Source organism: Pseudomonas agronomica, assembly GCF_025917275.1.
In the GTDB taxonomy this organism is placed as follows: domain Bacteria; phylum Pseudomonadota; class Gammaproteobacteria; order Pseudomonadales; family Pseudomonadaceae; genus Aquipseudomonas; species Aquipseudomonas agronomica.
Map to the genome: position 1 here is coordinate 23607 of NZ_JAOSHO010000004.1, position 25378 is coordinate 48984.

A 25378-nucleotide genomic window follows, 5' to 3' on the forward strand; every position below is an offset into this window, starting at 1 on the left:
CGGTTTACGTTACGGAAGGTAATGCGGTTTATCGACTTGCCCGAGGGAAATACAGGTCCACTACTCGAATATGCACCCCCAAAGCATCTGCAATTTCGGTGGCGGACATCCTGTGGCAATTCTTGTAGATGTATTCGCGGATCTGTTCAGCCGTGGCGGCGATACGTTGCTCTTCAGCTAATGTCATTCTGTTGCTCCTCTGTTGGTGACTGAAGGAAGCCCAAGGATGTTAACAAGGCTTCAGCTGTCGTCAGGTCTGACATGTCGATCGTCATGCTTGGATGCTTCGTCCGACACTCTGCGTATGCGGCATCAGCGAGTTGTTGACGCTCTTTCAGGATGCGGTTATGCCCTTCCTCACTGCCCTCGCCATCCTCTGGGACGTACAACCCTACCAAACGGCAGAGTTCTTCACGGGTAAGTTGAGCGATAATGGAACTGTGTATCTTGTTGTCTAATACACGCGGCACCTTGCCTTCGTTTGTTTCGTCAAGGTAACAAGTCACTAGAGCACGAACGATACTGGCGAACTCAGAACGCTCTTGTCCTGTCACACCGCCCATGTGCTTATTAAAAACAGCCAGAAGATCGTAGTACATGCCTTGCAGGTCGATAGCTGAATATGGGCGAGTCACATCCTTTCGGTAGTTTAACGTAAGCTGTGGCTGGGCTTGATAGCGAGCCATCCTTTCTTTATGCGTTAGGATTTTGCTCATGTGCTTCCTCCTGTCTTGACGGATTGATTGTGTCGAGGTTGATTAGTTTACGTTTCGCTGCACGGTGCATTTGCATATAGCACTTGTGACCACATGTCTTCTTACTCGCTCGCTGTGTTGTCATCGGTGTGCCGCACACGCAGCACGGCCTGACAGTGAATGCCATGTGGCCTCCTGTGTTTGTTTTAGGTTGGGTATGTGAGAATAAAAAACTGAACGCAACAAAAATGGATATGAAGTTTTGGCCTCATATCCATCTTAAATACATCTATGTTTTGATTCGATTGTGTTACGGAATTCGCGCACACCTGAGAGTAAGATTAGTCTCTCTACGTGGGATGTACTACCACAGTCGAGGTTAGGAACCACCCGCCTCTACCATGTTTCAGCCTACGTCACATGGTGAGACGCGAAGAACCCTTACGGGCGGCTGTTGGGTCTGACTTGGAATGATCAGCACCTAACTAAGAGGAAGGCTTTTCTTTCTTCACCCTTACACCAGAATCTTAACACGACACATGCTCGCTGTCAAGTAGCAACCATAACTTTATTCGCCCTGTCAAGCAAATATCTCAATATCCAAGCAGGTTTCGGTAGTTATAACTTTTACCTCAGCCAGCCCTTTGCGAGCTAGAGCAGCTACAATTCATCACCTCCTCCAATGAGTGAAACACATGGACCATGCTCAAATTATCTCTGTCTTCGGTATCGCGGTGCCCGTATGTAGCGTCGTCGTCGCCTGGTTCTGGAAGACACATCACGAAAGAAAGGCGGTAAAAATCGCGATTATTGCGGAAATACTTGCTTTAAAAGAAATAGCAACTGAGAGAGGTTATGAAACAGGTCTCATGCAAACGGCTGTCAGGCTCAGAGAAATAGCAGAAGCTGAACGAGAGAAGGTTCGGTGGCAGGTAGCAGTCCCCGAGCACTACTGTCGAGTTTACGTAGCAAACATAAGTAAACTCGGGGCACTGAAGCTGAGAGATGCCGGCTTAATCGTTAAGTTCTACCAGTACGCTGACAGTGTGATTAGAGATGTGTCGCAAGGAGGAATTCTATACAAAGGCTCGTCGGATCCACAGAGCTTTGAAGAGAACGCGGCCATCTTGAGGTTAGCACTGGATATTGCAGCCGAGCTTGAGGAACGAAACCCGATGTAGGCCCCTGCAATGCGATCGCCCTAATCCAACCGGCGGTCGTCGCCGACGAAGCCAGCCCAAATGAGGCCGAGGGCAGCGGTAATAGAAGAGATAGAACGGGGGAAAATGAGTAGTACAACTGAGTAGTACACTCAGAAACGAAAAAGCCCCATAACTCATTGAATTATGGGGCTTTTCTAAATGTGGCGGTGAAGGAGAGATTCGAACTCTCGATACAGTTTCCTGTATACACACTTTCCAGGCGTGCTCCTTAAGCCACTCGGACACTTCACCGTGTCTCGGCAAACTGTTCAGTCTGTCGAGGCGCGCTAATGTAGTCGAAAGCCTTTGCGATGGCAAAGGTTTTTTTCAGAATTTTCATGCGGTTAAGGCTGGCCCGGGTTTCAAACCGGCTGGGGCATGGCAAACCGGCCAAACTCTGGCCTGGTCTGTGGGCCGCGCGACGGAAACAGGCACGGCCCTTGGGGCGGGGCGGGCTGTTTATAGATGGCAGGGCTGACCGGTGAGTCAGTCACGGCGCTTTACCTGGCCTGCGACGGTGGGTAACGTCTGCTCCACTTCTCTTACAAGGAATAGCGTCATGAGCGACCTGATTGCCTACCATCTCGAAGACGGTATCGCGACCCTGACCTTGAACAACGGCAAGGTCAATGCCATTTCGCCTGATGTGATCGTCGCGTTCAACGCCGCACTGGACCAGGCGGTGGCCGATCGCGCGGTGGTGATCATTACCGGGCAGCCGGGGATTCTGTCGGGCGGTTACGATTTGAAAGTGATGACTGCCGGTCCCAAGGAGGCGGTAAGCCTGGTGGCGTCCGGCTCGACCCTGGCCCGCCGCCTGTTGTCGCACCCCTTCCCTGTCGTCGTCGCGTGCCCTGGGCATGCCGTGGCCAAGGGTGCCTTCTTGTTGTTGTCGGCGGATTACCGCATTGGTGTCGAGGGGCCATTCACCATCGGCCTGAACGAAGTGCAGATCGGCATGACCATGCACCACGCCGGTATCGAGCTGGCCCGCGATCGCTTGCGCAAGTCGGCATTTCACCGTTCGGTCATCAACGGCGAGATGTTTAATCCGCAGAGCGCGGTGGATGCGGGTTTCCTCGATAAAGTGGTCTCGACCGATGAGTTGCAAGGAGCTGCATTGGAAGCCGCGCGCCAGTTGAAGAAGATCAACATGACCGCCCACAAGAACACCAAGCTCAAGGTCCGCAAGGCGCTGCTGGATGCGTTGGACAGCGCGATTCTGCTGGATCAGGAGCATATGGGCTGAACCGTGGCGAGGGCGCTTGCTGCCGTTCGGCGGGACGTAGGAGCTGGCGAAGGCAGCGATCTTTTGGTCTTTCGTTCGCTTGAAATTCCAATGTCAGGTGAAAGATCGCAGCCTCGTTGCACTCGTCAGCTCCTACAGCCCAAGTGAACCCGCCGCGGGTCAAGCGGATCTTTTTCCCACCCAAGGTGGACCTGACCCTGCGGCCGCTCTAACCCGCTCCCTACGCGCTGTTTAGAAACATACGGTTAAACATCGCCTATCTCCTACCTATACAGGGGCAATTGCCGAAAACAGTGCACATCCGTACACTGCGCCACCTTTTGTCCCGACGGGGCTTGTTGATGCTGTTTACGTTGCGTATGTGTTTGATGGGCCTGCATTTTGTCCTGGCGGGTGTGTTGGGTGTGATCCTCGGGCTGTGCCGGCCGTTCAATCCAGACAACAGTCGTTTATGCGCTAGGTTGTACGCGCTGCCTGCCATGTGGTTCCTGCGCCTGCGGGTCAACGCCGAGGTCGACACACTGGTGAACAAATCCCAGAGCTGCGTGATCATCGCCAATCATCAATCCAACTACGATCTGTTCGTGTTCGGTAACGTGGTGCCGCGTCGCACCGTGTGCATTGGCAAGAAGAGCCTGAAATGGGTGCCACTGTTCGGCCAGTTGTTCTGGCTGGCGGGCAATGTGTTGATTGATCGCAGCAATGCGATCAAGGCGCGCAAGGCGATGCTCACCACCACCCATACGCTGCAGCATGAGGACACCTCCATCTGGGTGTTCCCGGAAGGCACGCGCAACCTGGGCGAAGCATTGTTGCCATTCAAGAAAGGCGCGTTTCAGATGGCGATTGCCGCCGGGGTGCCGATTGTCCCGGTGTGCGTCAGCACCTATATCAAGCACATGCGTTTCAATCGCTGGAGCAGCGGTGACATTCTCATACGCTCGCTGCCGCCGATTCCTACAACGGGCCTGAGCATGGATGACATGCCCCGCCTCATCGCCCAATGCCGCGAGCAGATGCAAGCGTGCATCGAGACGATGGACCGACAGTTGCAGGCCGCATGAAAAGAAAACCCGCCCATACGGCGGGTTTTCTTTTGCCGCGAACTCAGCGAATTTCACTGACTCTCAAGCACCATGGCGCGCTAAGCTGGACGCTGCCTGTCACTGCCAATTTCCAAGAAGAAGTGAACCATCATCATGGGTAGAGTCGTTGCTGCTGCGGTTTACAGCGCCGGTAAGAAAATCACCAATATTACCCTCGACGAAGGCAGCGCCTGGGCTGCGAAACCAGGACATTTCGTGTGGATCGGCCTCGAAGAGCCCAGCACGCTGGAACTGACCAATCTGCAGCGCCAATTCAAGCTGCACGAACTGGCGATTGAAGACGCCATGGAGAAACACAGCCGGCCGAAGCTGGAGACCTTTGGCGACGCGCTGTTCATCGTCACGTATTCGCCGGTGCGCAAGGACGGCAAGCTACAGTTCATCGAAACCCATATCTTCGCCGGCAAGGGCTACATCATCACTGCCCGCAACGGTCACTCGGCGTCCTACGCCCATGTCCGGCAGCGCTGTGAGGCACGTCCGATTCTGCTGGAGCATGGGGAAGATTTCGTGCTCTACGCCATCCTCGATTTCGTCATCGAAAACTACCAGCCAGTGGGCGAAGCCATTCATGCCGAGATCGATGAACTGGAGCGCAACGTGCTCTGCAGCGCCCTGAACGAGCGCGATATCCAGAACCTCCACAGTCTGCGCCGCGACGTGCTGCGCCTGCGTCGCTACGCGGCACCGATGGTGGAGATCAGCGAAGAACTGCAGCGCTTGGATTTTCCGTTCATCGACAAGAACATGGGCCCGTATTTTCGCGATGTGCAGATCCACGTCACTCGGCAGATGGAAGACCTCGCGACCCTGGCGGACATCGCCAGCCAGACCATCGAAATCGGCGTGCTGCTCGAAGCCTCTCGCCAGAGCGTGGTGCAACGCAAGTTCGCGGCCTGGGCGGCCATCCTGGCGTTTCCCACCGCGGTGGCCGGGATCTATGGGATGAACTTCCAGAACATGCCGGAGCTGGGCTGGCATTACGGGTACTTTGCCGTGCTCGGGTTTATTGCGGTGGGATGTACCGCGTTGTGGGGGAGCTTCAAGCGTTCGGGATGGTTGTAGGTGTTTTCCAGTGGGATTTGCGTGACCTTCATCGCGAGCAAGCTCGCTCCCACACTTGGTCAATCATCCAGTGCGGGAGCGACCTGAGCATCAGTCCTGAGCCGCTTCGGCCTGCGGCTTGTGCGCAACGAACCGCATCATCCATTCAGCCACCGTCGTGCCGTGGTGTTCCTGCTGGAGGCTTGCCACGCCCTGGCTGTAGATCTTTTCGCCGAGGTGCTGCTGGCGGATCTCCAGCAAGGCCCGGGAATAATCGTGGATGAATTCCGGGTGGCCCTGGAAGCACAGGACCTGGTCATTGATGTGATAGGCCGCGAACGGGCAGAAATCGCTCGAGGCGATGACCGTGGCACTTTCCGGCAGTTCGGTCACCTGGTCCTGGTGGCTGATCAACAGGGTCAACTCTTCCATCACCGGGCTCATCCACGGAGCCTTGGCCGCGAGTGTGTAGCGATGGGTGCCCACACCCCAACCCTGGCTGGCCCGTTCGGTCTTGCCGCCCAGCAGCAACGCCAACAGTTGATGACCAAAGCAGACGCCCAGCAACTTGTCACCACGCTGGTAACGGTCCATGAGATAAGTCTTGAGGGTCTGGATCCACGGATCGGTGCCGAAGGAATCGGCCTTGCTGCCGGTCACCAGGTACGCGTCGAACTGTTCGTCGTCGCTGGGGTATTGCCCTTGCATCACGTTGTAGACGATGAAGTCAGCGGCGATGGGCTGTTGCGAGAACAGGCGCTGGAACATCTGCCCGTAACCCTGATATTGGTCGACCAGTTCAGGACGCAGGATATCGGTTTCCAGTATGCAGATGCGTAACGACATAAAAAATACCTGACACGATGATGGGAATATTGCACACCCCAGAGCCTGCCTTGAAACACCGTCCCAAGGCAAGCCCCCCGCCGTCAGAACCGCGCGTGCCTGGCGGCTTTTTCCAACAACAAGGCCGGCGGCGAGAAACGTTCGCCATATTGTTCGGCCAAGTATTGGCAGCGGGCGATAAATGCCGGCAAGCCGTACTGGTTGATGAACTGCAACGCGCCTCCCGTCCAAGACGCGAATCCGATGCCAAGGACCGAGCCAATATTGGCATCAGCCGTTGAAGTGACGACGCCTTCCTCCACGCAACGCACGGTTTCCAGGGCCTGGATGAACAACAGTCGATCACGGATATCCTGAGCCGGAATCTGCCCGGCGGCGTTCTCGAAACGCGCCTTGAGTCCCGGCCAGAGGTGCTTTTGCCCTTGGGCTGGGTATTCGTAGAAACCGGCCCCGCCCGCCTTGCCCGGTCGCTTGTATTCGAGCAGCAGGTCGATCACGGCGAATGCGGGATGCTCCGTCGGCATTTTCCCTTGCGCTTGTAAGTCTTGGGCGGTTTGCTTGCGGATATGGCTCATCAGGCTGAGGGAAACTTCGTCGGAAACAGCCAACGGCCCAACCGGCATACCGGCCTTTTTCGCCTCGGTTTCGATCATGGGTGCACTCACGCCTTCGCCGAGCATGGCGATGCCTTCATGGATGAAGGTACCGAACACCCGCGACGTGAAAAACCCACGGCTGTCGTTGACGACAATGGGCGTCTTGTCGATTTGCCGAACGAAATCGAAGCCTCGGGCAAGGGTCTCATCGCTGGTACCAGCCCCCCGGATGATTTCGACCAAGGGCATCTTTTCCACCGGGCTGAAGAAATGCAGGCCGATAAACTTGCTTTCATCTGGTATGGCCTTGGCCAGGCCGGTGATGGGCAGCGTTGACGTATTCGACGCGATCACCGCATCAGGCCCCGCCACCGCTTGGGCTGCGGCGGTCACGTTGGCCTTCAGGGCACGGTCCTCGTAGACCGCCTCGATGATCAATTCGCAACCGGCCAGGTCGGCCTCGCCGTCGGTGGGGTGGATTCGCGCCAACGTGGCGTCACGCTGAGCAGCGGTGAGCTGGCCATGTGCGACTTGCTTGTCCAGCAGCGCCGCGCAACGAGCCTTGGCTTTTTGCGCGGCGGCCAGGTCGATGTCCTTGAGCACCACGTCTATGCCCGCCGCGGCACTGACATGGGCAATACCCGCCCCCATCATCCCGGCGCCGAGCACCGCGACTTTTCTTGTCAGAAAAGGCGCAAAACCGTGTGGGCGGGAACCGCCAGCCTTGATCTCGTTGAGTTGAAACCAGAAGGTGCCGATCAGGTTCTTCGCCACCTGGCCGGTTACCAGTTCGGTGAAATAACGGCTTTCGATCAGATGGGCCGCGTCAAACGTCACCTGCGCCCCTTCCACTGCGGCGCAGAGAATTTTCTCCGGGGCCGGCAGGCAACCCTGGGTCTTGCTGCGCAGGATCGAAGGTGCGATCGCCAGCGTCTGGGCGACCGCAGGATCGGACGGCGTCCCGCCGGGAATCCGATAGCCTTTCGTATCCCAAGGTTGCACTACGCTCGGGTTGGCGAGAATCCAGGCGCGGGCCTTGGTGAGCAGGTCGTCGCGGTCCGCCGCCAGTTCATCGATCAGGCCGGCCTGCAGTGCTTGTTGCGGTCGAATCCGCTTGCCCTCGAGCAGATATGGCAATGCCTTTTCCAAACCAAGCAAGCGCACCATCCGCACTACGCCACCGCCGCCCGGCAACAGGCCAAGGGTCACTTCCGGCAGGCCGATCAGCACCGACGGGTGATCCAGCGCCACGCGGTGATGACACGCGAGGCAGATTTCCCAGCCACCGCCCAGGGCCGCACCGTTGATAGCCGCAACCACCGGTTTGCCGAGGGTTTCCAGTGCGCGCAGTTGCGCCTTGAGACCCAGCACGGTTTCGTAGAAGGCCTTGGCCTGGGATGGTCCGACTTGAATCAGCTCGTTCAGGTCGCCACCGGCAAAAAAGGTCTGCTTGGCCGACGTGATGATCACGCCGGCGATCGAGTCTTTCTCGACGGCGAGACGCGCAACGCAGGCCGCCATCGCCTCGCGGTACATCGCGTTCATGGTGTTGGCGCTCTGGCCTGGCATATCCAGCGTCAGGACGACGATCCGGTCCGGGCCGGTTTCGTAACGAATGGCATCGGTCATGAAAATGTTCCTTGAAGTCCAGGCTCAGAGGCGTTCGATGATGGTGGCGATACCCATGCCACCGCCGACACACAGCGTCGCCAGGCCATAACGCAGGCGACGCGCCTCCAGCTCATCCAGCAGCGTGCCGAGGATGGCGCACCCGGTGGCGCCCAGCGGATGGCCCATGGCGATGGAGCCGCCGTTTACGTTGACCTTGGCGGGGTCGATAGCCATGTCCTTGATGAATTTGAGCACCACCGAGGCGAAGGCTTCGTTGACCTCGAACAAGTCGATGTCCTCGACCCGCAGCCTGGCTTTCGCCAAGGCCTTGCGGGTGGCCGGGGCCGGGCCGGTGAGCATGATGGTCGGCTCGGTGCTGATGACGGCGGTAGCGACGATTCGGGCCCGGGGTTGCAGGCCCAGCTCGCGTCCCTTTGCCTCGGAACCGATGAGCATCAGCGCCGCGCCGTCGACGATGCCCGAGCTGTTGCCTGGGGTGTGCACGTGATGGATCCGTTCGACATGGCTGTAGACCCGCAACGCCGTCGCGTCGAAGCCCATCTGCCCCATCGCCTCGAAACTCGGCCGGAGTTTGCCCAGGCCTTCCAGCGTCGAGTCGGCGCGAATGAACTCGTCGTGGTCCAGCAGCACGATGCCGCTCTGGTCCCGCACCGCCACCAGGGATTTATCGAACGAACCGTTATCCCGCGCCCGCGCGGCTTTATGCTGGGACTGCAATGCAAAAGCATCGACGTCCTCACGGCTGAAACCTTCGAGGGTAGCGATCAGGTCGGCGCCGATGCCCTGGGGAACGAAATGGCCATGCAGGTTGGACTGCGGGTCCAACGCCCAGGCGCCGCCATCGCTGCCCATCGGCACCCGTGACATGGACTCGACGCCGCCGGCCACCACCATGTCTTCGAAACCGGAACGCACTTTCATCGCAGCCAGGTTCACCGCTTCCAGGCCCGAGGCGCAAAAGCGGTTGAGCTGCACGCCGGGCACGCTGACATCCCAATCGGCCACCAGGGCAGCGGTCTTGGCGATATCCGCGCCTTGGTCGCCTGTCGGCGTCACGCAGCCGAGCACAATGTCGTCCACATGGCCAGTGTCGAGGTTCATGCGCTGGCGCAACGCGGTCAACAGGCCACTGACCAGGTTCACCGGCTTGACGGTGTACAGGGCGCCGTCAGGTTTTCCCTTGCCGCGAGGCGTGCGTAATGCGTCAAAAATCAAAGCTTCGGTCATGACATCCTCGAACCGCCATTGGGACAAAACCACACCTGCAACCATAAGCCCAGCGGCGCTGGATTCAATGACCCCAGTGCTCAACGGCGTTGACAGCCACGCTCAGACGAACGGTAGCGTGCTATCGGGTTAACCGATTCAGGTAAGCAAGCTGTCTAGCAAAAGGGCCGGCAGGAAGATGGCAATAAGCCTCATGTCATTTTTATAGCTAGCAACAAGGAGTCCATATGAATTGGATCTAAGCCAAGTTGGCTGCGGCCCCTAATGTAAAGCGTGTACAAGAAAAGTCGTCGGGTTTTGCCGGGGCGCTTGTCAGACAGGAAGTGCAACGCCAGCCGTCATGGAGTTATGCAGGCTGGCCTCAGGAAATAACAAAAAAGGCGGGTCAGCCATGTTCAAACATTCGAAAGTTCGCCAAGCCGGACTCATTCTCTTCGCCACTACATTGCTGTTGATTTTGCCGAATATCACCAAGGTCATCGGCTGACAGGCGCGTGGTGTCCACACCCTTCATGAGTTGCATCGTCCACGCCGGTAGGCAAACGCTGTTCCAGCGACGGTGGTTGTGCCACCCTTTACGCTTCCCTCTCGACATGGAAGGCGACTCATTTGAAAGTCCTCATCGTGATGGGGGCGCTGCTGCTCAGCGCGCCCCTTTATGCCGCACAGCTGGTGTTGGAGCTGGGCGCGAATACTCGTACGTGGCAAACCGAGGCGCTGCTCAAGCATCCTGAAGCCCGGACGGTCCAGATTGCCGAAGATGTCTCCTACAAGAAGCCGATGAGTTATCGCGCCGTGCCACTGGCCGCGCTGTTGACCGGCGTCCAGGCGAACGACCATCTCCAGGCCGTGGCGCTGGACGGCTTTGCCGCCGAACTGCCCGCCGCGCCGTTGCTCAACAAGAGCGGCGCCAGGGCGTGGCTGGCAATCGAAGACCCGGCCAAGCCATGGCCGCCGCTCGGGGACGGGAAGAAAAGTGCCGGACCGTTCTATCTGGTCTGGACCGATCCTCAAGCCGGCCACATCAGCCCTGAGCAGTGGCCGTACGCGGTGGCCAGCATCAAGCGCCTGTCGGCGGTGGCCGATCGCTTCCCCGCCCTGCTGCCTTCGCCTGCCCTGGCCAAGGATGATCCGGTGAACAAGGGGTTCGAGCTGTTCCAGAAAAACTGCCTGGCCTGCCACCGCCTCAACGGCGCGGGGGATGCGCAGTTCGGTCCGGACCTGAACATTCCTTTCAATCCCACGGAATATTTCTCGGGGGATTTCCTCAAGCGCTACATCCGTGACCCGCAGGGCATGCGTCATTGGCCCCAGGGGAAAATGCCCGGGTTCTCGGCGACGGTGTTGCCGGATTCGGAGCTGGATTTGCTGGTGGGGTATCTGAAGCATATGGCGGGGCGCAAGCAGCCGTTGAGTCAATAGATCAGCTTGTTTTGTCCCGCTGGCCCTTGTAGGAGCTGCCGAGCGAAGCGAGGCTGCGATCTTCTCCAGGCAATTGAGCCCAAGCCGAGGATCAAAAGATCGCAGCCTCGCTTCGCTCGGCAGCTCCTACACAGCGAGAGCAAGCTCCCTCGCCACCAGAGCTGGTTCAATTACTGCTGCTGTGCCGTAATCACCGGAGCCGACGTCACCAGCACCTTGGCGTGCATCTGTTCAAACCCGCCGCCACGGCGCATGCCACGCACCGGGCAGGCGTCCAGGTAATCCAGGCCTACCGCCAATTTCAAGTGTCGCTCCGGACGGGCCAGTTGGTTGGTCACGTCGAAGCTGTACCAGGCGTCATCGAGCCAGGCTTCGGCCCAGGCATGGCTGGCCAGGTGCTCGCTGTCTGCGTTGAACAGATAACCCGACACATAACGCGCCGGCACGCCCAGGCTGCGGGCGCACGCCAGGAAGGCATGGGCATGGTCCTGGCAAACCCCGCTGCGACCGGCAAACGCTTGGGCCGCGCTGGTCTCCACTTCGGTTGAGCCCAGCATGTAGGTCATGTGCTGGTTGAGCGCGTGCATCAAATCGATCAGCGCCGCGCGATCGCGACGTTGCTTGCATTGCGCCTGGGCAAAGGCGCGAAGGGCCTCGTCCGCTTCAGTGAGCCGGGTGAAACGCAGGAAGGGCAGCGCCGACTGGCTTTCGTGCTCGGCTTCACGCGACGGGTCGATATCCACCTGGCCACGGGCACCGATGATGATGGTTTCGTGGGGCTCGTCCAGCGTCAGCACATGAAGGATGTTGCCGAACGGATCAAGCTGCGACCGCACCGGCCTGGGCAGGTCCAGCTGCCAGCTCAGCACGTGCTGGCGTTCGCTGTCGTGCGGCGTCAGGCGCAGGTACTGGATGCTCGCGCGAACCTGGTCTTCATAGTGGTAGGCCGTTTCGTGGCTGATCGAGAGTCTCATATGACCTCCAGGTAGGAACTGTGGATGGCATCGCCCAATTCAGTTGCCGGGCGCCGGGGGCGCCCAAATGCCTCCGTCCCGCGTGACTCGTTTCATTGCGGCGCAAAACGCCGCTTCTGCTGAGCATAGTCGACTCGATGACGATGGTTGGCTGTGCCGCCTTCGCGACAAGCTCGCTCCCACAGAGGACCCGGGCGGACGCATATCTCTTCGCTACCCGGGATGGGAGCGAGCTTGCTCGCGACGGTTGCAGACATGAAAACGGCCGACACAAAGGTCAGCCGTTGCTGTGAGACAGAAGGACAATGTCAGGCTTGCAGGCGCCGGATCTCCTGCTTGACGCCCCAACCTTCGATAATGCCGCCCAAGGGCTCCACCACGGCTTCGAAGTTCAGCTCGAAATCGCCGATTTCATCATAAGTGGCATACATCACCCGGCTCAGCTCCAATGACCAGGCTCCGTCTTCGCGAGCACTGATCTGCGCATTCAACGATTCGCCGCGAAAATGACCCGCCGCCCTGCGCGCCCGCTCCTCGTCGGGGAAAATGGCGTAGAACTCGATGGGATGGAATTGGGAAAAATCGAAACCGCCTTCTTTCATACGGCGCAACACGCTGGTGCTGATGTCTTCTTGATAGGCTGTGCTCATGAAACGTCCTCCTCAGACCGATGGATAGACTTTCCGTCTTCCCGTGCATGCAACCTGCGGTTACGCGCGATACGGCATCAAATGACCGTCGGGACACAAGCATGTAGCTGACAAGACCGGACCTTGGCGATCCTTTCGCTGATCTCGATTGCAGAGTAGCTTCAAGTCATCACCACTGCCAAGCGGGACCAGACAAGGATTTTCATGAAATCGGTTTAATGCTGATAATTTCAATGCTGTTTTGGGACTTGAGACTTTTAAGCGTAGGGTCTTCGGTGCGACCTTCCAGGTCGTTGAGGTCAAGCTTGGCGGGTACGGGCAGCAACTTCTGCCGGATCAACTGGGCCGCCTGCTCCATGGTGGGCTCCTGGTCGTAATCGAACTGCTCGGCGATGGCTTCGCCGTGATCGTCAACGAAAGTGATTTCCCACTTTTGCATCAGTGTCTCCTTGATCAATTCATGGCAGGGCTTGCCTTTATCTCGACATTGGCAGCGAAACAATCGTTCCGCTGAGTCGCCGACGGCACAGATGAAAAAACCGCCTCGAGGGCGGTTTCTTTGTAGACGGTGGCCGTTATTTTTCGGCGCGTTCCTTTAATGCTTCGAGCGTATTGAACGGCGCGTCAACCACGAACTTGTTAGCCAGCCAGGACGGTACGTCGCCGCCCGGCTCGGTGTGGACCTGATACGTCACTTCGATCTGGTCCGTGCCCTTGGGAGTAAATTTCCAGAAGCCGTCGACTTGCGTCACTCGTACAAAGCCCTTCTCTTCCGGCACATAAGTCGGTACGCCCTTGAGCTTGCGAGTCAGGCTGCCATCGGCGCCCTCTTGCGTGGTGACTTCCAATACGGAATCGCGGGACGTCACCGGCCACGGCGTATTGAACTGCGTATACGTCCAGCTCTTGTTGCCTTCATGCTTGAGCAGTTTCTGGCTTTTGCATTCATGAATCCAGACGCAGGCGCCAGGCACGTCTTCCTGCAGCGCTCGCAGTTTCGCCATGGTGGTCTTCATGACGGTCACGCCACGGTAGGCCTTGTATTTGGAACCGGTCACTTCACTGAGTGACACCTGGATACCTTCCTTGTCCTTGACGACCTGCCAGTCCTCTGCCTGGGCGGTAGCCGTCGCCAACGACACGGTCAAACCACACAACACAGCCATACGATGCAGCGAACCCATAGGTTGTTTTCCTTATTGTCCAAGTTCGTTCATGTCAGTCTTGACGATTGCCCCACTACGCCGCCGTGACCTGCTCCCACCATCCAATCAACCGAATGGCTTCGTCGCTGCTGCTGCCGCAGACCTCGACGTCGGCTTCAAACGCCGAGCACACCGCCGGGCGTTCCGGTTGGCCGAAGATCTGGCACAAATTATCGACCGACAACTGCACACAGCGTTCTCCCGCCGGCTTGCCCTGGGGCATGCCCGGAATGGGCGAACTGATGGAAGGGGCAATGCAACAGGCGCCACAGCCCTCACGGCACTTCATGACGACAAATACCTCACGACAGGTAATGGTTGGTAACAACCACAGAGTAACGGCTAAAACAGGTGTTTTAAATTACCGTACCCGGGTTTTTTCGTAGAAGGTGCGATGACTGGGCAGTCAGCGACGAACAGCAGGGTTGCCCCGGCCTATTGCTTGAATTCGAACTCCAGCGCGGCGCCTTCCACCTCGTTGCGCTCCTGATTACGCAGCGGCAATTGCATCTCGTTGCTCAGCAGCCGGCCGTTGAGCTGGAACGGCCCGGGCTTCTCCCCGAACATCGCCGGCAGCAGCGGCTCGCGCTTGGGTAACGGCACTTTGCCCGGAGGCTGCAGCTCTTCGACCATGCCATGGGGCAGGCTCAAGTCCAGCTTGGCCGGCGGCAATGGCGTCTTGGCGACTTCATGGGCGGATTTGCTCTTGGAGGCGATCGGCGCGCGCTTTTTCTTAGCCGGGGCTGCTTTCTTGGCGGGGGGCTTCTTGACCGCTGCGGTTTTCTTCGGGGTGTCTTTGGTAGCGCTGGCGGCCGGCTTCTCCTGCGCTGAGGCGGCTACGGCGACGCCTCCCATGTGGAAGGCGCTCAACAGGCCGATCAAAACCCAGACAGCAGGGACAATGGTTTTCATAAACACAACGGCACTTACGGCAGAGACCCTAATGCTGGCCTGATAATGAGACGCTGACAAGCACAACGAAGCGACACACGGCTTGCTACAGAAACCCGCTGGCGGTCTCCTGGCATAACTGCTTGGCCAACAGCCCCAGCGTCATCAGGGCCCGCTCCGCCTCCCGGTTCCACGGCGTGCCGCAGTTCAGGCGGATGCAATGGTTGAACTGTTCGGTATTACTGAAGATCAGCCCCGGCGCGATACTGATGCCTTGCTGCAATGCCTGTACATGCAATTCCTGGGTATTGACCCGCCCCGGCAGGCTGACCCACAGGATGAAGCCGCCGGTGGGACGGCTCATTTGCGTGCCCTCCGGGAAGTACTGCTGGACCGCCAGTTGGAACGCGCTGAGGTTCTTGCGGTACTCCTGACGGATGTAGCGCAAGTGTCGATCGTAGCCGCCATTCTCCAGATACGCCGCGATGCCCATCTGCGTGACGCTGCAAGCCGAATGAGTGCTGAACGTCTGGAGCCGCTGGAGTTCCTGCTGGAACTTGCCGGCGATCATCCAGCCGATGCGTACCCCTGGCGACAAGGTCTTGGAAAAGCTCGAACAGTAGATCACCCGGTCCAGTCGATCATAGGCTTTCAGCGCCTTGGTACGGCCCTGCTCGAACATCAACTCACCGTAGATATCGTCCTCGACGATCTGGATATCGAAGTCCGACGCCAGGCGCAGCAGTTGCTTTTGCCGCTCCTCCGGCATGGTGCCGCCAAGGGGGTTGCTCAGCCGCGTGGTCAGCACCAGCGCCTTGATCGACCATTGGTTGGCCGCCAACTGCAGGGCCTCGAGGCTCATGCCGGTGACCGGGTCGCTGGGAATCTCGATGACCTTGAGGCCCAACAGATCCGCCAGTTGCAGCAGACCGTAATAGGTCGGCGACTCCGCAGCGATCAGGTCCCCTGGCCGGGTCAGCACGCGCAAGGACATTTGCAACGCATCCACGCAGCCGTGGGTGATCACCACTTCGGAAGGATCCACCACGACACCGGCGTCACGCATGCGAATCGCCACCTGGCGGCGCAACGGCTCGAAACCGGGGCTGAACATGTAGCTGAACGCCCGCGGGCTGTGGAAGCGCGTCACCTTGGCCAATTGCTGATGCAGCGCCCGAACAGGCAGGTAGTCGACGCTGGGTACCGCTGCCCCCAGCGGAAACACGCCTTCGCGGCGCGACTCGACCAATACCTGCTGGATGATACTGCTGCGCGTCACCAGGCCGGGGCGCTCGACCCGGGCGATGTCCGGCGTCGGCGCGGTCAGGGCCGGCGTCTGGTGCACGTAGTAGCCCGATTGCGGCCGCGCGCGAATCAACCCCTGGTCTTCAAGATTGGCGTACGCCTGCAGCACGGTGGCATGGCTGACGTTGAGCTGCGAGCTCATCTTGCGCACCGAAGGCACACGTTCACCGGGTTGATACACACCGCGCCGGATGTCTTCGGCCAGTTGCTGAGCAATACGTTGATAGAGCAGGAGATTGGTCATGACGCAGCACTCGATTTCACGGGCATTTTATTCTTGTCGGAAACTTTACCGGAACAGTTTAGAAGTGTACTGGGACAGTTGCCAGATTAACCGACAGTACAGCCCGGTGACAGCCCCAACTGTACTCATTGATCGCGCATCACCAGGCCTAAAAAAACCCGGCGCCTTTGCAGGGGCCGGGTTTTCCAGTGACGCAGCCCTTAGCGGGCGGCGCCGAGCTGGCCTTTATCGTCGGAGAACACAATCTCGACGCGTCGGTTCTGCGCCCGGCCGCGTTCGGTTGCGTTGACGTCTACAGGGTACTGATCGCCGTAGCCTTCAACCTGGATGCGCTTCTCGTCGATGCCCAGGTCCACCAGCACGTCGGCCACGGCCTGCGCGCGGTCACGGGACAGCTTGAGGTTCTCCTGCTTGCCGCCGGTGCTGTCGGTATAGCCTTCGATACGCACCAAGCGCTTGGGATTGAGCTGCAGGAATTGCACGATCTTGAGTACCACGCGATTGGCCGAGTTCTTCAACTCTGCCTCGCCCGTATCGAACAGAACGTCACCGAGGGTCATCACCAGGCCCCGATCAGTCTGGGTGGTGGCCATCGCCAGGATCTGCTCTTCCAGCACCTTGCCCTGCTGCTGGACGCTTTGCAGCTTGGATTCGCGCAAGGCCAGTTGCAGGCGTTGGCGCTCCAGCTCGAGTTTCAACGCGCGCTCCTCGTTGAGCACCTGGTTGCTGTGTTCACGAGCGATCTGGCTGTAGCGTTGGCTCAGGTAGGCGTAATGCTGCACATCATCGCCACTGCCCCAATACGTGGACAAGCGGTCGGCACGGGCCAGGGATTCGCCAGCGCGAATCACGTCCTTGGGGGCCGCACGCAATACGTTGGAGTCTTCCTTGACCTTCTGGAAATCGGCGCTCGCCTGTTCCAATGCCGCTTCGCTGCGCTGACCCGCGCAGCCATACAAACTGGCCAGTCCCGCGAGAACCAAACCGCCGAATACATGGGAGTGCTTCATTGGGCATCCTCCCTCAACTGTTTGCGCAAGCGCTTGATACGCGTATCCAGCACGTTCAGTTGCTCCTGGCTCTTGAGGGTCAGCACCTTCGCCTCGGCCAGGCGCGCATCCAGTTCGGCCTGTTCGGCCCGCATGCGTGCCTTCTTGTAGGATTCGTCGGCCATGTTGCCTTTGGCGCGGGTAAACTTTTCCTCGGCGAGTTTCAATTCAGGCACTTCATCGGCGGTGGCGCCTACTGCGTGGGCTTGCTCGATGGCCTGTTCAGTCAGGCGGATCTGTTCATTCGGCGCCGGATCGGCTGCACAACCCGCCAGAGCCAGAACGGCCAGGGCAGCGAAAAGAGGTCGAATAGTCACTAATGTTCCCTACTGTTTTGGGGCGCTGACAGTTGGTTGCAACTGTGTTCGCCAACGCTCCAGATTGCGCTGCAACACAGCCTCCGTCAGGCCGGACGCGGCCAATTCTGTCATCTTTTGCGCCAGCTGTCCGCGCAACCATGGGTCGTTGCAGGCGGAGTTATGGGAAACCGCGAGGAACAGCCCGGGTTTGTCCACAGGGTGCGGCGCAGCGTGCAGGTCATTCGCCATCCCCAAGGTCTGCGCCATCGCCAGGCCCGAGTAGCGCCCCGCCAGTACATATTCCACTTCACCCAGGAGCAGTTTCTGAAAGGCCTGGGTCAGGTTGGGTGTACGGGTCAGGGTGAGATTCTGCTCGGCGAAGACGCCAAATCCCTGTGTCATGCGGGCCTTTTCCGACAAGGCGCCGGGATGCCCGTGAAGGTCCTCTGGCCGCTCGATAACCAATGTCGAATCCTTGCGGGTCCACACCAGGTAGTCATTCTCCAGCAGGGGCGGATGCACGTAGTCCAGCACTTCCAGGCCCGTCGTGGTCAACGGGGCATCGGTGAGCAGGTCCATGCGTCCGCTGCGCACTTCGTCCAGCGCCTGGGCGCGCTTGCCGGCGTAAAGAATTTCAATCTTGATGCCCAGCGCTTTCGCCACTTGCTCCAGCAGATCGGCGCCAGCGCCAATCAAATGCTTGGGATCCTGAGGGTCTTGCCATAGATACGGAGGCGCATCCGGGCTGCCGGTGGCGATCAAGCGTTCACATTTGCCGGCGGCGACCGACAGGCCTGGCGCGCACCCCAGCGCCAACAGCAACGACCAGCCAGCCAAACGGCGAAGATCCATCGCACCACACTCCCGTCCGCAGAAAATAAAAAGCCCGGCCAAAGGGCCGGGCTCTTTATAAGTGAAGACGCCGGATTAGACCAGCTTCTCCAACTCAGGGACGGCTTCGAACAAGTCCGCGACCAGGCCATAATCGGCCACTTGGAAGATCGGCGCTTCTTCGTCCTTGTTGATCGCAACGATCACCTTGGAGTCTTTCATGCCGGCCAGGTGCTGGATCGCGCCGGAGATACCGACGGCGATGTACAGCTGTGGCGCAACGATCTTGCCGGTCTGGCCGACCTGCATGTCGTTGGGCACGAAGCCTGCGTCGACCGCCGCGCGGGATGCGCCAACGGCAGCGCCCAGCTTGTCGGCCAAGGCGTACAGGTGCTTGAAGTTATCACCGTTCTGCATGCCACGACCGCCCGAAACGACGATCTTGGCAGCGGTCAGCTCAGGACGATCGGACTTGGCCAGTTCTTCGTTGACGAAGCTGGAGATGCCGGCGTCATGGGCAGCGCCTACGGCTTCAACGGCAGCCGAGCCACCTTCGGCGGCAACCGGGTCGAAACCGGTGGCGCGGACGGTGATGACCTTGACCGACGCTGTCGATTGCACGGTGGCAATGGCGTTGCCGGCGTAGATCGGACGCTTGAAGGTGTCGGCGCTTTCGACCGAGATGATCTCGGAGATCTGGTCGACGTCTAGAGCAGCGGCGACGCGAGGCAGGATGTTTTTACCGTTGGAGGTCGCGGCAGCCAGGATGTGGCTGTAGCCCTTCCCCAGCTCGGCCACCAGCGGCGCAACGTTTTCCGGCAACTGGTGCGCGTAGGCGGCGTTGTCGGCGTTCAGGACTTTGCTCACGCCAGCGATTTTCGCAGCGGCTTCGGCAACGGCGCCAGCGCCCTGTCCGGCTACCAGAACGTGGACATCGCCACCGATTTTGGCGGCGGCAGCAACGGTGTTCAGCGTGGCCGGAGCCAGCGCCTTGTTATCGTGTTCGGCGATTACGAGGATAGTCATGATCAGATCACCTTCGCTTCGTTTTTCAGTTTCTCGACCAGTTCAGCCACCGACTTGACCTTGATGCCCGCGCTGCGTGCAGCCGGCGCCTCGACTTTCAGGGTCTTGTTGGTGGAGGCGGTGGAAACGCCCAAAGCATCAGGAGTCAGCACTTCAAGCGGCTTCTTCTTGGCTTTCATGATGTTTGGCAGGGACGCATAGCGCGGCTCGTTCAAACGCAGGTCGGTGGTGACGATGGCCGGCAGTTTCAGGGAAACGGTCTGCGCGCCGCCGTCGATTTCACGGGTCACGGCAACGCTGTCGCCGGACACTTCGACTTTCGAAGCGAAGGTGCCCTGGCCGTAGCCGCTCAACGCAGCGAGCATCTGGCCGGTCTGATTGTTGTCGCTGTCGATGGCCTGCTTGCCGAGGATCACCAGCTGTGGCTGCTCCTTGTCGACAACGGCTTTCAACAGCTTGGCAACGGCCAGGGAAGTCAGGTCTTCGGCGGACTCGACGAGGATGGCGCGATCGGCACCCAGCGCCAGCGCAGTGCGCAGTTGCTCCTGGGCGGTGGTCGGGCCGATGGAAACGACGACGATCTCAGTCGCCACGCCTTTCTCTTTCAGGCGTACGGCTTCTTCTACGGCGATTTCGCAGAAAGGGTTCATCGACATCTTGACGTTGGCGAGGTCGACGCCGGAGTTGTCCGCCTTGACGCGAACCTTGACGTTATAGTCGACCACTCGTTTGACAGCTACAAGAACCTTCATGGATTCCTCGTTACTCTCCGGTGAAAAGAAAGTCGCCCGGGCGAACCTGGCGGTTGATGATCATGGGCGCAAGGGCACCTCTAAAAACGCCGGCATGAACCACACATGACCTTGCTCACGGGAGTGAAGACCATTCGTCAGTGATGACCGATGAGTCATTCATTATCGCGGCGTGTAAACTGCGCGTCCAAACCTCGCAATTCGTCACTTTGTGCTGCCTTCGCCCTGTCTTTAGAGGTGCTCTTGAAACCAACAGTCAGCCTACGGCGAGCGCAAAACCGCCCGTATATTGACCGGAACGCCTATTCCGGTCAATACGGCAAAATGGTCAGTCATAAGCCGTACGTCAGTGATTTATCTGGGCTGCGGCGATTTCAAACAAACGTTTGTATTGGACCCTGAGAGTGGTGTAGATATAATGCGCCGCTTAGAGAGAGAGCCGCGTCTCATCCATTGTCGCTTTCGTCGCCTCGCGAAGGAAACAACGGATGCAACGCCAAACCTCCAATTAGAAAAAACTGTGAGCCTTGAGTAGGAGATAGCCTGTGGAACGCGAATACATGGAATTCGACGTGGTCATCGTCGGTGCCGGCCCCGCTGGCCTGTCTGCCGCTTGCCGACTGAAACAGAAGGCCGCCGAAGCCGGTAAGGAAATCAGCGTCTGCGTGGTCGAAAAAGGTTCCGAAGTCGGCGCGCACATCCTATCCGGCGCGGTGTTCGAGCCCCGCGCCTTGAACGAATTGTTCCCGGACTGGAAAGAACTCGGCGCCCCGTTGAATACGCCCGTCAAGCGCGATGACATTTATGTCCTGAGGAACGCCGAGGCCGCGAGCAAAATCCCTGACTTCTTTGTGCCCAAGACCATGCACAACGAAGGCAACTATATTATTTCCCTGGGCAACCTGTGCCGCTGGTTGGCCCAGCAGGCCGAGAACCTGGGCGTGGAAATCTACCCGGGCTTCGCCGCTCAGGAAGCCCTGTTCGATGAAAATGGCGTGGTTCGCGGGATCATTACCGGCGACTTGGGTGTCGATCGCGAAGGCCATCCGAAAGAAGGCCTCTATACCCCAGGGATGGAGCTGCGTGGCAAGTACACGCTGTTCGCCGAAGGCTGCCGTGGGCACATCGGTAAACAACTGATCAAGCGCTTCAACCTGGACAGCGAAGCCGACACCCAGCACTACGGCATCGGCCTGAAGGAAATCTGGGAAATCGATCCGGCCAAACATCAACCCGGCCTGGTGGTGCACACCGCCGGCTGGCCGCTGGACATCATGGGCACCGAGAACACCGGTGGTTCCTTCCTCTATCACCTGGAAAACAACCAGGTGGTGGTCGGCCTGATCGTTGACTTGTCCTACAGCAACACCTTCCTGTCGCCGTTCGACGAATTCCAGCGCCTCAAGCATCACCCGGTACTCAAGCAATATCTGGAAGGTGGCAAGCGCGTTAGCTACGGTGCCCGCGCCATCGCCAAGGGCGGCCTGAACTCGCTGCCGAAAATGGTCTTCAAGGGCGGCGCGCTGATCGGTTGCGACCTCGGCACCTTGAACTTCGCCAAGATCAAGGGCAGCCACACTGCCATGAAATCCGGCATGCTCGCCGCCGAGGCCGTAGCCGATCGACTGTTCGCCGAGTCCGAGGGCGGTGATGAACTGACTGCCTATGTCGACAGCTTCAAGAACAGCTGGCTGTATGAAGAACTGTTCGCCAGCCGCAACTTCGGTGCAGCAATCCACAAGTACGGCGCGATCGTCGGCGGCGGTTTCAACTGGCTCGACCAGAACATCTTCGGCGGCAAGATCCCGTTCACCCTGCGCGACACCACGCCGGATTACGCTTGCCTGAAACCGGCAGCCGAATGCAAGAAGATCGACTACCCGAAACCGGACGGCAAGCTCAGCTTCGACAAGCTCAGCTCGGTGTTCATCTCCGGTACCAACCACGAAGAAGAACAGCCTTGCCACCTGAAGCTGACGGACCCGAGCATCCCGATCAGCAAGAACCTGCCGTTGTACGACGAACCCGCCCAGCGCTACTGCCCGGCCGGCGTATACGAAGTGATCACCAAGGAAGACGGCGAGAAGCGCTTCCAGATCAACGCCCAGAACTGCGTTCACTGCAAGACCTGTGACATCAAGGACCCTGCGCAGAACATCACCTGGGTCACGCCGGAAGGCGCTGGCGGGCCGACTTACCCGAACATGTAAGCCGACACGCTGAACATCAAGGCTCCCGTAATGGGGGCCTTTTTGTTGCCTGCGATTCTGGAAACCGCACCGAACCAGTGTGGGAGCGAGCCTGCTCGCGAAAGCAGTTTATCATCCAACAACAATGTCGACTGAGACACCGCTTTCGCGAGCAGGCTCGCTCCCACAGGGTTCCTGAACAGCTCAGGCGACGCGCTCTTCCCCAGGGTTGCGCTCGAAGTAACGCTTGTACTCCCGGCTGAACTGCGACGGGCTCTGATACCCCACCTGGTGCGCGACCTGGGCCACGCCCATGCCCTCGATCAGCAGCAGCCGCTGGGCCTTGAGCAGGCGCAATCGCTTGAGGTACTGCACCGGCGACAACAATGTGCTGCGCTTGAAATGCTCATGAAAGGTCGAGGCACTCATGTTCGCGCAACTGGCCAGCGTCTCGACGTTCAGCGGCTCGGTGAAGTGCGCATGCAAATGGTTCAGGGCCACGGCAATCCGCGCGAACTGCCCTTGCTGTTCCACCAGCGCCCGCAACACATCGGCCTGAGGCCCGCGCAACGCGACGAAGAGCAACTCCCGCAGCCGCACCTGGCCCATGACCTGACATTCCAATGGATCGTGCAAGCAGCGCAACAACCGCTCGACAGCCCCACGCATGGCGTCGTCGAGCACCGCGCTGGTCATCGACTCCGGTGTCTGCGGCGGCAGGTTCCGACCGGGCATCAATCCCATGGCCAGCACCAGCTCCCCCAGCATCGCCCGATCGATCGCAACGGAAACGCCATACAGCGGAGCATTGGGCATGGCGTAGGTTTCGCATTCGAACGGCACCGGCAACGCTTGGATCAGATAATGCCCGGCGCCATATTCCAGCGTGCGTGGCCCCAGGTAGGCCAGTTTGCTGCCTTGGGCAATGATCACCAGGCTCGGCTCGTAGAGCTGCGGGCCACGAGCGACGTCCTGACTGGCCCGCAGCGCGTGCACGCCAGGCAGGCGCGTAGGGACGAAACCGTCACGGGTCGCCAAGGGTTCTATCAGCGAAACCAGCGTGGCATTGGCATCGAGATGGCGGGTCAACAACATGGGCAAAAACTTCACGAAAAAAGGGATGAAACCATCATCGCAGGTCTGGCGTCACATGAAATCAAATCCTGGCCAACGCCGGAGGATTAGGCATGACAGGCGTAGGAATCGCCATCGCCGCCTGCCGTCAGGACTCCCAGAATGGAACCCCTCACCGTTCACTGCTTAGCGAGGTCCATCATGTACACAGCCATCGGATATGCCGCCCAATCGGCCACCACTCCCCTCGCCCCGATGAAGTTCGAGCGCCGCAGCCCGCGCGCCGACGACGTGGCGATCGACATCCTCTACTGCGGGGTCTGTCACTCCGACATCCACCAGGCCCGCAATGAATGGGGCATCGCCGTTTACCCGTTGATGCCCGGCCATGAAATCATCGGAAAAGTCACCGCCGTCGGTGCGAATGTCACCGGCCACAAAGTCGGCGATCTGGTAGGCGTGGGCTGCATGGTCGACTCCTGCCGCGAGTGCGAAGCTTGCCGGTCCGATCTTGAGCAATACTGCCTGGAAGGCATGACCCAGACCTACGCCAGCCCGGACCGCATAAGTGGCGGCCACACCATGGGCGGCTATTCCGACAGCATCGTGGTCAGCGAGCACTTTGTGCTGCGCATCCCGCAAACGCTTGACCCGGCCAGCGCCGCACCGCTGCTCTGCGCCGGCATCACCACTTACTCGCCGCTCAAGCACTACGGCGTGAAGGCCGGTGACAAGGTCGGCGTGCTGGGCATGGGCGGCCTGGGCCACATGGGCATCAAGTTCGCCAAGGCCATGGGCGCGGAAGTGACGCTCTTTACCCGCTCGGCAAGCAAGGCTGAAGAAGCCCGTCGCCAAGGCGCGGACCATGTGATTGTGTCCACCGACGCTGAACAGATGGCAGCCGCGGCCGGACGCTTCAACTTCCTGCTGGACACCATTCCGGTGCAGCACGACCTCAATCCCTACCTCGACACGCTGCATTTCAACGGCGTGCACATCATCGTGGGCTTGGTCGAGCCGGTCGACCCACCGGTACACGCGGCAAAACTGATCCTGGGTCGCCGAGTGCTCGCCGGCTCGCTGATCGGCGGTATCGCAGAAACCCAGGAGATGCTGGATTTCTGCGCTGAGCACAACATCAGCTGCGACATTGAAATGCTCGACATCCGCCAGATCAACGAGGCCTACAGCCGCATGATCGCCGGGGACGTGAAGTACCGCTTCGTCATCGACATGGCGACGCTCAAGGCCTGACGCTCGTCAGACCTTGGCACCCAACTCCGCCGACAGCCGGGCTGTGACCCCTTTGACCAGGGGAATCAGCTCGGCCATTTTCTCCAGCGGCATGTACGGCACGGTGCTGGCGATGCTGATGCCGGCGACGATGCGCTTGCCGGCGTCGCGGATCGGCGCCGCCACACATCGGATCGACGGCTCGTTGTCCTCCAGGTCGAAGGCATAGCCCCCCGCCACATACGCCACCATTCGTTGCTGGAACTGCTCCCAGGATTGCTCCTGGTGTTGTGGCCAGAATTGATTCTTCCCACCCGCCGGCAGGCTGATTTCATACAAACGCTTCCATTGTTCCTGCGAGTCATCAAGCATCAGCGCCTTGCCGATCCCGGTCCGCGCCAACGGCATGCGATGGCCCACACGCGAGCGCATCTCCGGGCCGTTTCGCCCCGGATTCTTCAACAAGTACAAAACCTCGTCGCCCTCGCGGATCGCCAGGTGAACGGTGTCCCCGGTCAGCGCCGACAGCTCGTCCAGGTACGGCCCCGCCAGGCTCACCAATGGCAATTCTTCCCGGGCCTGGAAACCCAGTTCGATCAACTTCGGCCCCAGCAGGTAGCCCACTTGCGGCACCACA

The 25378-nt window shown here is 59.3% G+C and carries 26 protein-coding genes and 1 tRNA gene; 7 read left to right on the forward strand and 20 right to left on the reverse strand.

What is annotated here, in order from left to right; all coding sequences use genetic code 11:
• Nucleotides 1–28: 28 nt before the first annotated feature.
• Together OC610_RS00885 and OC610_RS00890 are read right to left on the reverse strand one after the other, a co-directional pair.
• Nucleotides 29–187 carry a hypothetical protein gene (locus OC610_RS00885; protein ID WP_264426092.1) on the reverse strand — a complete coding sequence of 53 codons (159 nt, stop codon included), beginning with the start codon at nt 185–187 and terminating at the stop codon, nt 29–31.
• Nucleotides 174–716: a hypothetical protein gene (locus OC610_RS00890; RefSeq protein WP_264426093.1), complete on the reverse strand. Its 543-nt coding sequence runs from the start codon at nt 714–716 to the stop codon at nt 174–176. The genes OC610_RS00885 and OC610_RS00890 overlap by 14 nt, the downstream gene beginning before the upstream one ends.
• Nucleotides 717–1390: 674 nt before the next feature.
• Between OC610_RS00890 and OC610_RS00895 the strand changes: the two genes are divergently transcribed.
• Nucleotides 1391–1876 carry a hypothetical protein gene (locus OC610_RS00895; protein WP_264426094.1) on the forward strand — a complete coding sequence of 162 codons (486 nt, stop codon included), beginning with the start codon at nt 1391–1393 and terminating at the stop codon, nt 1874–1876.
• Between the two features lie 183 nt (nt 1877–2059).
• Here OC610_RS00895 and OC610_RS00900 read toward each other — a convergent pair.
• Nucleotides 2060–2149, reverse strand: a tRNA-Ser gene (locus OC610_RS00900).
• 307 nt (nt 2150–2456) lie between these two features.
• On the opposite strand from OC610_RS00900, the gene OC610_RS00905 reads away from it, so the two are divergent.
• From OC610_RS00905 to OC610_RS00915, 3 genes are all read left to right on the forward strand, one after another.
• A complete protein-coding gene (locus tag OC610_RS00905) occupies nt 2457–3146 on the forward strand; it encodes a crotonase/enoyl-CoA hydratase family protein (protein WP_264426095.1) in 690 nt (229 codons plus the stop codon).
• Between the two features lie 341 nt (nt 3147–3487).
• Nucleotides 3488–4210 carry a lysophospholipid acyltransferase family protein gene (locus OC610_RS00910; RefSeq protein WP_264426096.1) on the forward strand — a complete coding sequence of 241 codons (723 nt, stop codon included), beginning with the start codon at nt 3488–3490 and terminating at the stop codon, nt 4208–4210.
• Between the two features lie 135 nt (nt 4211–4345).
• Nucleotides 4346–5317 carry a magnesium and cobalt transport protein CorA gene (locus OC610_RS00915; RefSeq protein WP_264426097.1) on the forward strand — a complete coding sequence of 324 codons (972 nt, stop codon included), beginning with the start codon at nt 4346–4348 and terminating at the stop codon, nt 5315–5317.
• 90 nt (nt 5318–5407) lie between these two features.
• Here OC610_RS00915 and OC610_RS00920 read toward each other — a convergent pair whose 3' ends face one another.
• The 3 genes from OC610_RS00920 to OC610_RS00930 form a co-directional block, all read right to left on the reverse strand.
• Nucleotides 5408–6142 carry an amidotransferase gene (locus OC610_RS00920; protein WP_264426098.1) on the reverse strand — a complete coding sequence of 245 codons (735 nt, stop codon included), beginning with the start codon at nt 6140–6142 and terminating at the stop codon, nt 5408–5410.
• 83 nt (nt 6143–6225) lie between these two features.
• Nucleotides 6226–8367 carry a 3-hydroxyacyl-CoA dehydrogenase NAD-binding domain-containing protein gene (locus OC610_RS00925; RefSeq protein WP_264426099.1) on the reverse strand — a complete coding sequence of 714 codons (2142 nt, stop codon included), beginning with the start codon at nt 8365–8367 and terminating at the stop codon, nt 6226–6228.
• Between the two features lie 24 nt (nt 8368–8391).
• The gene (locus OC610_RS00930) at nt 8392–9597 is read right to left on the reverse strand and encodes an acetyl-CoA C-acetyltransferase (protein WP_264426100.1); all 1206 of its coding nucleotides are present in this window, start codon (nt 9595–9597) and stop codon (nt 8392–8394) included.
• Between the two features lie 609 nt (nt 9598–10206).
• Here OC610_RS00930 and OC610_RS00935 point away from each other — a divergent pair.
• Nucleotides 10207–11019: a c-type cytochrome gene (locus tag OC610_RS00935; protein ID WP_264426101.1), complete on the forward strand. Its 813-nt coding sequence runs from the start codon at nt 10207–10209 to the stop codon at nt 11017–11019.
• Between the two features lie 170 nt (nt 11020–11189).
• On the opposite strand, the gene OC610_RS00940 is transcribed toward OC610_RS00935, so the two are convergent.
• The 12 genes from OC610_RS00940 to OC610_RS00995 form a co-directional block, all read right to left on the reverse strand.
• A complete protein-coding gene (locus OC610_RS00940) occupies nt 11190–11993 on the reverse strand; it encodes a transglutaminase family protein (protein WP_264426102.1) in 804 nt (267 codons plus the stop codon).
• A gap of 308 nt (nt 11994–12301) precedes the next feature.
• Complete coding sequence (locus OC610_RS00945; protein ID WP_264426103.1) at nt 12302–12643, reverse strand: ribonuclease E inhibitor RraB; 342 nt, start codon at nt 12641–12643, stop codon at nt 12302–12304.
• 202 nt (nt 12644–12845) lie between these two features.
• Nucleotides 12846–13082, reverse strand: a complete 237-nt coding sequence (locus OC610_RS00950) for a hypothetical protein (RefSeq protein ID WP_181287982.1) — start codon at nt 13080–13082, stop codon at nt 12846–12848.
• Nucleotides 13083–13218: 136 nt separating this feature from the next.
• Nucleotides 13219–13827: an START domain-containing protein gene (locus tag OC610_RS00955; RefSeq protein WP_264426104.1), complete on the reverse strand. Its 609-nt coding sequence runs from the start codon at nt 13825–13827 to the stop codon at nt 13219–13221.
• 55 nt (nt 13828–13882) lie between these two features.
• On the reverse strand, nt 13883–14137 hold the full coding sequence (locus OC610_RS00960) for a YkgJ family cysteine cluster protein (RefSeq protein ID WP_264426105.1): 255 nt from the start codon (nt 14135–14137) through the stop codon (nt 13883–13885).
• 146 nt (nt 14138–14283) lie between these two features.
• Nucleotides 14284–14760, reverse strand: coding sequence for a translation initiation factor 2 (locus tag OC610_RS00965; protein WP_264426106.1), 477 nt, complete (start codon nt 14758–14760; stop codon nt 14284–14286).
• An 85-nt stretch (nt 14761–14845) separates the two neighbouring features.
• Complete coding sequence (locus OC610_RS00970; RefSeq protein ID WP_264426107.1) at nt 14846–16288, reverse strand: aminotransferase-like domain-containing protein; 1443 nt, start codon at nt 16286–16288, stop codon at nt 14846–14848.
• Between the two features lie 200 nt (nt 16289–16488).
• Nucleotides 16489–17298 (reverse strand): OmpA family protein, encoded by an 810-nt coding sequence (locus OC610_RS00975; protein WP_264426108.1) that lies wholly within the window; start codon nt 17296–17298, stop codon nt 16489–16491.
• A complete protein-coding gene (locus tag OC610_RS00980) occupies nt 17295–17654 on the reverse strand; it encodes a DUF4398 domain-containing protein (protein ID WP_264426109.1) in 360 nt (119 codons plus the stop codon). The genes OC610_RS00975 and OC610_RS00980 overlap by 4 nt, the downstream gene beginning before the upstream one ends.
• Nucleotides 17655–17663: 9 nt before the next feature.
• Nucleotides 17664–18488, reverse strand: a complete 825-nt coding sequence (locus OC610_RS00985) for a substrate-binding periplasmic protein (protein ID WP_264426110.1) — start codon at nt 18486–18488, stop codon at nt 17664–17666.
• Between the two features lie 75 nt (nt 18489–18563).
• Entirely contained in the window at nt 18564–19493 is a 930-nt protein-coding gene (locus OC610_RS00990) for an electron transfer flavoprotein subunit alpha/FixB family protein (RefSeq protein ID WP_181287974.1), read from the reverse strand.
• A 2-nt stretch (nt 19494–19495) separates the two neighbouring features.
• Entirely contained in the window at nt 19496–20245 is a 750-nt protein-coding gene (locus OC610_RS00995) for an electron transfer flavoprotein subunit beta/FixA family protein (RefSeq protein WP_007908338.1), read from the reverse strand.
• Nucleotides 20246–20790: 545 nt separating this feature from the next.
• On the opposite strand from OC610_RS00995, the gene OC610_RS01000 reads away from it, so the two are divergent.
• A complete protein-coding gene (locus OC610_RS01000) occupies nt 20791–22455 on the forward strand; it encodes an electron transfer flavoprotein-ubiquinone oxidoreductase (RefSeq protein ID WP_264426111.1) in 1665 nt (554 codons plus the stop codon).
• A gap of 183 nt (nt 22456–22638) precedes the next feature.
• Here the strand turns inward: OC610_RS01000 and OC610_RS01005 are convergent, their stop codons facing one another.
• On the reverse strand, nt 22639–23529 hold the full coding sequence (locus OC610_RS01005; protein ID WP_264426112.1) for an AraC family transcriptional regulator: 891 nt from the start codon (nt 23527–23529) through the stop codon (nt 22639–22641).
• Nucleotides 23530–23709: 180 nt separating this feature from the next.
• Between OC610_RS01005 and OC610_RS01010 the strand changes: the two genes are divergently transcribed.
• Complete coding sequence (locus OC610_RS01010; protein WP_030137734.1) at nt 23710–24762, forward strand: NAD(P)-dependent alcohol dehydrogenase; 1053 nt, start codon at nt 23710–23712, stop codon at nt 24760–24762.
• A 6-nt stretch (nt 24763–24768) separates the two neighbouring features.
• On the opposite strand, the gene OC610_RS01015 is transcribed toward OC610_RS01010, so the two are convergent.
• The coding region (locus OC610_RS01015; protein ID WP_264426113.1) for an IclR family transcriptional regulator at nt 24769–25378 on the reverse strand (610 nt) is incomplete at its 5' end.